We start from the raw sequence: 8,847 nt of genomic DNA on the forward strand, positions 1-8,847 counted from the left end.
ATAGCGAGAGGATTGTATAAAACCGGGGATAGTAGGTTATTAAATGCCGATATTAATGGGTCATTTAATATTATCAGAAAAGTAATTCCTGATGTCTTTGACCAAGGAATAAATGGTTTGCCGTTTAACCCTGTGGTGGTTGATCCACTACGAATGACTAGACTTTAAGACTTTGAGTAAGTTTGAGTAGGTTTGGTTGAGCGGTTTAGACAAGTTGATCAAACATCTTTAGAAAGCGTCCAGTATCAACATCTAAACAGGCTTCTACATTAGGTGGATTAGTTTCTTCATCTCGGCGATCGCGACGATCTGCCAGTGACAACCCAGTGGTAAATCGTCCTTCAGTTTCGACCATCATATAGAGTAATTCAGTTGTTACCAGACTTGGATCAATCGCAACTGCCACCGCCAAAGGATCGTGTAAGTAACAACCGTAAAAGCCTTCATTATCTCGATAGAAAGCCATATAAATTCCAGTGCAATCGGCAATAAACTGGGTGACTTTTGAAGGACGGCGCTGTAAATTATCTTCAACAACTTGGCGCGGCAAAGGGGCTTTCATCGCCACATCCAAACCCACTAAAGTTAGAGGAACCCCTGACTCCATTACGATTTGAGCCGCATCAGGATCTACAAAAAAATTGAATTCAGCCGCAGCCGTAATATTTCCAGGTACGGTAACAGCCCCACCCATGATGATAATTCGCCCTATTTTTTTCATCGTGGCGGCATCTTTTTGAATTGCTGTTGCTAAATTCGTTAGTGGACCTAAAGCCACTATATTCAGACTGTCGCCATACTCTTGGGCTGCCTTGAGAATAACATCAATAGCATTCTCTGTAGATGCTTCAATCGTCAGTTTGGGATAGCGGGCTGTACCATCAGCTTCTTTAAATTGATCTAATTCACCAAGCCCATCTGCGCCATGAATCCCTGCGGCATTAAACGGCTGTTTAACCAGTGGTTTTTCACAGCCTTTAGCAACAATGGGTAAGGTATCGGGTTGGACAATACTCAGCACCCGTAATACATTATTAGCCGCTTGGTCTACATGGATATTACCAGCTAAAACGGTAATTGCTTTCAGGTCTAATTGCGGTGAGTTCAATGCCATAATCAGCGCCAAGGCATCATCAACACCTCCATCAGTATCCATAAGCACTGGGATGGGCTGATTTTGAAAGGTTTTCATGCTGGTTGCTTCTCTTGTTTAACAATGGTAGGGAACTAAATCTTTTTAACAGAAAGAATTCAGAAGTCAGAATCCAGAATACAGAATTATTAGAAAATCAAGCGTGCTATTACTTCTTGATTTTATCGTTACTTATCAGGCTTGGATATCAAAGTCTTCTGGATTCTCAATTCTGGATTCCCAATCTTTACTCAAATACCGCTATTTGTATATCAATCTTCCTTCGATATGGCTGTTAATGTTTTGATGATGGCTCAAGTATTCTTCCAGGACATCCTGCCTAGATGTTGTGATTATCTTTGGAGTGCCTAATTCTTGATGTGTTATACCTAAATTCGCCTCAGAATTTTGGTAACGATAGCCATCAATACATATAGTGTATTGATGCTCCTCTTGTATAGATTGTCCATTAATGCTTAAAGATTCAACCCTCTTTTGGGCATCATTATAAACCGCCTTAATACCTTTATTTAGCTGGAAATACTCACTTCCACCTGATATTCGATTTGCCGGTCTCATAATATGTGTAAATATCTTGGTGAGATGTACCCCGCTAACTGTAAACTTATAAAGAGTATCGTCGTAAGGAAAAACTGTTTTCAGATCGCTCAATGTAACTAGAGGCCCTAATTCTTTTCCACGGATTGAACCACTGGCTACAAAAACTACATCCAACACATCTAGTTGGGCAAAAATATCAGCGATTAAGTTACCCAATTCAGTTTCTTCTTCACGTCTAGGATGGGTTAGTTGACGTGCTAATCGTCCAACTAGTCGATTATACTTGCGGTCAACTTCTTCTTTGAAAGTAGCAATCAGATTTTCGATATTGATATCTGGTTCAGCCAAATTGTTATCCACAGGTAAGAGTTGCCACTTCCATTCCACAATACTGTTAGTATCGTCATCCACTACAATATCGAACCGTCCAATCTGGTCTGTACCAACCCCAGCTTGTGCAATCAGAATATTATTAACTTCAGCAGGTTGTTCTAAAAATGTATGGGAGTGTCCCCCAATTATCAGATCCACACCCCATTCTGGGTTTAGCATTGCTGCTAATTTTTTATCCTCTTCAAAACCGATGTGTGTCAGAATAACTGTTAGGTCAATGTCATCATTTTTGTAGGCATTACAAATCTTCCCAATTTCTGATGCGGCATCTTCAAGGCTTACAAAAGTGCCAATACTGCGATCGCGTTTTAATGTCCTCAGAGCTTCTTCAGTCACAATTCCGATGAACATGATATCGAATCCATCTACATTTAGGATTAGATAAGGATTCATCAAGCGTTTGTTATACTTTTTAATATATAAGTTGGCATTGACAATAGGAAAATTGGCCATCTTTTCCAGAAAAAGTAAGTGAGGCAACCCATAATCTAATTCATGGTTCCCCAATGTCACTACGTCAGGAGCCAGGTAATTCATAATTTCCATGGTTGAAATACCTTTGTATTCGGTATCAATCATAGAGCCTTGGAGCATATCACCCGCAATGACAAAAAGTACGTTTTTCTCCTCCTGACGCACCTTATTTATATATCCAGAAAGCAGCGACATTCCACCAATAGTATGACCTTCTGCTATACCTGTTGCCTCTGCTAAAAAGTCTCCGTGCATATCATTTGAATGTAAAATCGTAAACTTTTTAAATCGCTCAGTATTCATCATGGTTTACCCCTAAAAATAAATTACTTTAGCAGAGATTAAACAGTTACACCAACGCAGCGCAATACGTTTATATTTGGTTGCATCATACGGAATGCCTCTGTGCATTACCTGTGAGTTGTCCCAAAAGATAATATCTCCTTTTTGCCAAACATGGGAGTACACTGGTGTTCGCTCTAGTATACAGGACTTACGCAACTGGCATGGCTTTGTCGGGTGCGTCAGACTCAATGCACAATTATCATTTTCATTAAGACTATTTTGAGTATTTTAACTGGTTGACAAAAGGCGCTTTATCTCAACCTCTCACAGATGGTACAGCGTAAGTCAAACGATTTTGGATTTTGGATTTTGGATTGACCCCATGCATCAATGGAGAGGCTTGAATAAGGAATTGTAGATTTTGGATAATGGAATTGTTCCACAAATAAATTTAGTTGCTCTGAGACCTTTTTAGATTTTAAATTTTAAATTCTATTATCTAAAATCTAAAATTCGGTCAACCAACTATTCAAATTAACTTTTACTTAGTTCGTTCACTGTTACGTCGCAGGATTTTTTCTGTGAAGGAAACACTACCAATACCTTGGAGAATACCACGCCCAATTAAACCTAAACCCCGACCAATAACTTGGGTAAGCATAAAAACAATTCCACTGCCTAAAAAAGCTAATATAGATTGTAAGCGAGGGGCGATTGCGTCTCTAAATTCCAGGAGTAATGTCACCACTAGGGGAATATTAGAAAGCTGTGCTAGCTCATGATTACGGGGTGCATAAATCGATATTTTAGCAATGCCACGAGGTGCTAATACAAATAAATCATAGCGGCTTTCAAAAATTGCCTGAGCTTCTGTTACATAATTACGCAAACGATATTTCCATGATAAATTGTTTCTAAAGCGTTCAATTTCTCTTGTGGAAATTAATCGGTGGTCATAAAAATTTTGCTTAATCGTTTCTACATCTGCTAAAGAGTTCAATAGTGGTTGCATTACAGCATTTGCTATCTGGATTAACAAGTTCTCTAAAATGATCAATGCTTGAGATTTAGCTTCCACACTACCTGCTATATAAGAATTATTATCAACTTGTAAATCTAGTTGAAATAGCAAATAAGAAAATAGTTCAAATACTAGGGGAATTTTATCAAAAATATCTACTTGGACAGCTTCTGCATTTTGCAACAAAAAATTGACTATTTCAATATTCTGATTCCCTACCTTTACCCGTGCAAATTTTCCAAAAAAATCTGTAACTGCTTCTTGCCATAAATCACATAATATTGTCCTGATTAAATCAAATAATTGCTCAATTTCAACTTGCGAAGCGCGCAGTGCATCCAACTGTTGAGCTAGTTTTTGCAGGATAATATAAAGTAATTCCCGTTTTCTATCTTCGCGCAAGATATCGATTTCTAAAGGAATATCTGTGACATTTTGCAAAGGGAATTGAAGTTTGGTAATGCAAGATGCGAATAATGCCGATTGCAGTGTTCTTGGGGTCACTAGAGGCGGCGAAGTTTGCCTCTGTTGTGAGTCTGATTTGCCAATTGCACTACCAAGGGAGGAAAATGTTGGCGGTAGCTGATGAGTAGATGAGATGATTTGCTGCTGTTCTTGTTGTCTTTCCTGGGGTGAAGCTAACAACCGAGTCAGCAGCCAACGAGCCGCTAGCAGTTCTCGCCGTTGTCCAGCGAGTAAGGCCTGATCTAATAGTGGCAGTCCAGGCATTTGCAATTGTGCCGTCACTGCTGCTAAGGTGGCGTCAATCTGGCTAATTCCTGATAACCGTAAATTATTCCGCAGCTTGGAGAGTTTTAAGTTGGGAGTCCTGAGTGGTGAGAATTTGCCTTTTTTTCTCATCACCTGATCATCCCATGGCCCGATTTCTTCTCCACCCCTCTCGCCAAACCAAAAGGAACCACCATCTGCCACTTCTCGGATAGCGGCAACTAACTCAAAAACGGGTATACCTTTGGGGCAGTAGCCATTTATACCAGCAGACTTTGCTGCTAACAGTAGCCCTGGTTCAGCCATAGAACTAAGGAGAAATACTGGCAGGTTGGGGTACAAAGCTTTAAGTTGCTGGCAAAATTGCCAGCCTAGCTGCTGACTGTTGGAGGAGCGACTATTCCCTAATTCTAAAATTACTAAATTTACTTGGTTAGGGTCTTTTTGGGCGATTTCAACTAAAATCTGCAAGGCAGCGGTTTCGGTTTCGACATCGGCTACTACTTGTAAGTTAGGGTTGGCTTCCAGAGCGACCCTTAGTCCTAAACGGAAGATCGGATCTGGGTCGATTAACAATAATTTCAGAAGGCGATCGCTCATATTCGGCTCAAATATACATACACCATTTTCCCAGTCAGGAATAAGCTTTGATACTTAGTTTTGTCATTCTCATTGTTGCTTGTTTTTGCCAAATGGTAAATTAAGCGAGGGCTTAGACATTGTCAGCAGGTAATATCCTTATTCTCAAAAAAACAATTCATTAATCCTAGAAACCGGGTTTATTGAGATTGAAGCCACAATTAATCTATCTAAAGATAGATGTATAGAAGCTTGGTTTTTATCTTTCTGAAGATTGATATAAATCTGGTTTTTGAGCCACTGGATGTTTATCCAGTATTAATTTAGTAGCATACAATACGAAGCACTCAGTCCATGTAACAGCGCCTAAAACAACGAAATTGCATAACATACATTAATTATGGTGAATTGATCTAGTTGGTAACGCCCAAGTTAATAATTGCCATAGCAGCCATTCACAGTGTAATTAAATGAATCTCAGTATTCGGAATTGGGTGGTAGATCGCTATATCGCAATCAATCAAATCAACGGATTTTCTGCGGGGCAAATGGCAGGTATTGCCTACCGGATTGTTCAGGACATGGAATTCAAAAGCCTTGTGCCCTTTGATATCTGTACCCTGGCAGAGGTTTTAGAGCTGCCCTTGGGTATTGTTTGGGAAGAAATTACTACAATTGCCCTGTTGACTGAAAGTTTGTTGCATAGCCTCAGCCAAAATAAACCCCTCAAACGTAACGAAGGCACATGGTTGGCGTTTCAAATTGCCTATCTCCAAACTTTGCAACAAGTTCTATATCAGGAAGCAAGCCTACAAAGAACTTGGCTAGACCGGGCAATGATACCCACTCAACCATACCTTCAGGATGCCCAACTGCAAGGGCTACTAAAAACACTCAGCCCAGGTAAACTGACCGACACTCAAGCCGAGCAAGCACTTTCTTTGGTGGCGGACTCATTACTGGTGCAACAGATAAACAATGTTACTGTAGCTTGGTTCGTCGCCAATGGTGCCGAAGAACCGGAAGCTAAATTGCTAACGCGGCGTTTGGTGAACTCACTTCTCGGTCACTTACTGGTAGTTATTGCCAATAATGCCGCGCCCTTAGCCCAACTGCAAAAATTTGTCCGTTTGGGGAATTCATTACCTCCCAGTTCCATCAACCCAGAAACTAGACTGTTAGAAATAGCTCCTGGATCGATAGTGAGTGACAAAATTGACTTGGAACGGGAATATTACAGAGCAAGTTTGCTGCAAAGCTTCAGTACACCGTTACTGTTAGAATCTTTTGCCCTGAAGGATATTTATGTTCCACTTACAGGCTTGCCAGTGGAGGAAAGCGGTTCTAAATCAGGTAAAAACATTGCCCAGCCAGTTGATTTAATGACTTGGGCAAAACAACAGCTAGGTGATTTAAAAACTATTGCTGTAATTGAATCAGAATCTGGTTATGGTAAAACCAGTTTTTGCCAAATTTGGGCCGGACAAGTGGCACAGGAACTTTACCCTAGTTGGATGCCTGTACTGATTCGGCTGCGAGATGTTAGATATGGCAAAACTTTAGTAGAAACTCTAAATTCTGCTTTTCCTCTGACTTTACACAGCAATTTAGCAACTTGGCTGGAGCAAGGTTTTCCTCGATGTCTGTTACTGCTCGATGGTCTGGATGAACTACCCGATACTGGTGAAAACGCTAGGGGAAAAGCGATATTTATCCAGCAGTTGCGGAAATTTCAGTCTCAATATCAACACAAGGTGGTGTTGACGAGTCGATCCACAACTTTGCTGGAAATCGGCTCAGAACTGCCATTAAGGCGAATTACTATTCAACCGTTGACGGTAGATCAACTCAAACAATGGTTTCAAAATTGGGCAATGGTACAATCCTTGCCGATCGCACAAAACTTTTTTTTATTCTTAAAACAGGCGGGGTTATTTGCCAGCCCATCAAAGTTATCGACGCTCTCAACGCTGATTCGTCAACCTCTGATGCTGTATTTGTTAGCCATTTTGCACCGTGACGGACTGCTAAATCTAGATGATGAGGGGCTGCAAGTAGCTGCCAGCGCCCAACAGACAAGCAATACACTTTTGCTATGGGAAATTTATCATCGCTTGCAGCGTTGGTTGTTGGGCTATCCGCAAACAGGTGGGATGAAGATGATGTTACTCCGCTCAGGATCTGCTCATATTCACCGGACACCATTGGCGATCGCTAATTTGCTTGCTGGCCGTCATCCTCAAGATTTAATTGAGCAGATGCAAGCTTGGTCTCTAAAAATTTTGCACAGCGATCGGCATCAAGTTAATTTGCCTAAAGAATCAAATCCCCCCACCCTACCAGCTTTTTATTTTTGCTCTGGCGTTAATACTCAGATTCAACAGACAACCAAGCTTGAATTTTCTCACCAGAAATTAGGGGAATATCTTTGTGGTGAAGCTATTGCTGCCCAACTTTCACTTCTGACTCAGCAACAACAGGACACTTACGGGACAATCACCTTCATTCTTGACTCTCCCAGTACTGTTGCCCAGCACCTGTATAATTTACTCGGTTACGGCATCCTTAGTCAGGAAATCGAAGAACTCACCCTTGAGGGGTTGAGACGGCAGCAAAAACGCGAATTTTCTTTTGAAGTTTTGTTTCAACGGCTGGAATCTTTTTGGCATGACTACTGTCAAGGTCGGTGGTTAAATGAAGGGATAGTCCACAAAGCTTTGACTCATTTTCAAGCACTACAAAACTACAAGAATGTTGAGCAGGTAAATGCAGCAGTGGGATTGAATGTGTTTTTATTGCTTTGTGCTACCTACCGGGAAGCTAAAGTCCCTTTTTGTCCTGGTGGTAATCCAGCAAATTTGGCTCTATTCAATCCAATAGCAGTAACCGGGCTGATTGGGAGGACAACAGTTTTGCACAAGAGCGCTTTTGCAATGCGAACCCGCGCAAAATCTCTCGCTGGCATCAACCTATCAGGAACTTCTTTGTTGCAAGTGATGTTAAATAGGGCCAATCTGGAGGGGACAAACTTCTCTGATGCAGAGTTAATCGGAGCAAACCTCACAGGCGCAAACCTCCAACAAGCAAACCTCACAGGCGCAAACCTCCAACAAGCAAACCTCACAGGCGCAAACCTCCAACAAGCAAACCTCACAGGTGCAAACCTTCAACAGGCAAACCTCACAGGCGCAAACCTGATGGGGGTAAATCTCAATTCAGTCAATCTCACCAACGCCTGTTTATTTCATGCTATCTTGGCTGACGCTGATAAAGAATTTGCCTCCCTTAATGGTGCCCTATTCTGCAAAGAAGATTTTCCAGATATAATAAGTTTGATGTTACCAGAGTCTCTCAATAGTATTCCTGACAGCAATAATATCGAAGCAGACACACAAATTTGGATAAAAGATATCCCTACCATTGGGCGAATTGAAAGCGCCGAAGGTATCCCAACTTTGCCCATCAATTTAGATGACGATGATGATTATGCTGAAAATGAGACGGTTTTGGGCAATCATGCCGCTGATGATAGTTATTATTGAGTATTTCAGCAATCAAAATTCAGCTTGAACAGCAAGGAGCCTCTCACCTACCCGCAAGGGAGGTGACGAGAGGAATTGCGAGACAAAAACGAAACGTCCCTTGACCACATCAATCCGCAGGATTGACCGAG

The 8,847-nt window shown here is 41.2% G+C and carries 5 protein-coding genes; 1 reads left to right on the forward strand and 4 read right to left on the reverse strand.

Features of this window, described 5'->3' with window-relative positions; all coding sequences use genetic code 11:
* Positions 1-205: 205 nt before the first annotated feature.
* The 4 genes from H6G32_RS25890 to H6G32_RS25905 form a co-directional block, all read right to left on the reverse strand.
* A complete protein-coding gene (locus H6G32_RS25890) occupies positions 206-1,192 on the reverse strand; it encodes a nucleoside hydrolase (protein ID WP_190463554.1) in 987 nt (328 codons plus the stop codon).
* Between the two features lie 201 nt (positions 1,193-1,393).
* Positions 1,394-2,866: a bifunctional metallophosphatase/5'-nucleotidase gene (locus tag H6G32_RS25895; protein WP_190463556.1), complete on the reverse strand. Its 1,473-nt coding sequence runs from the start codon at positions 2,864-2,866 to the stop codon at positions 1,394-1,396.
* A gap of 9 nt (positions 2,867-2,875) precedes the next feature.
* Positions 2,876-3,028 carry a TauD/TfdA family dioxygenase gene (locus tag H6G32_RS25900; protein ID WP_309232641.1) on the reverse strand — a complete coding sequence of 51 codons (153 nt, stop codon included), beginning with the start codon at positions 3,026-3,028 and terminating at the stop codon, positions 2,876-2,878.
* A gap of 358 nt (positions 3,029-3,386) precedes the next feature.
* Entirely contained in the window at positions 3,387-5,195 is a 1,809-nt protein-coding gene (locus H6G32_RS25905) for a DUF3685 domain-containing protein (protein WP_190463560.1), read from the reverse strand.
* 449 nt (positions 5,196-5,644) lie between these two features.
* Here H6G32_RS25905 and H6G32_RS25910 point away from each other — a divergent pair, with 449 nt between their 5' ends.
* Positions 5,645-8,716, forward strand: coding sequence for a pentapeptide repeat-containing protein (locus H6G32_RS25910; protein ID WP_190463562.1), 3,072 nt, complete (start codon positions 5,645-5,647; stop codon positions 8,714-8,716).
* The last annotated feature ends 131 nt before the right edge of the window (positions 8,717-8,847 follow it).

Origin of the sequence: Cylindrospermum sp. FACHB-282, assembly GCF_014697195.1 — a bacterium.
GTDB lineage: Bacteria > Cyanobacteriota > Cyanobacteriia > Cyanobacteriales > Nostocaceae > Cylindrospermum.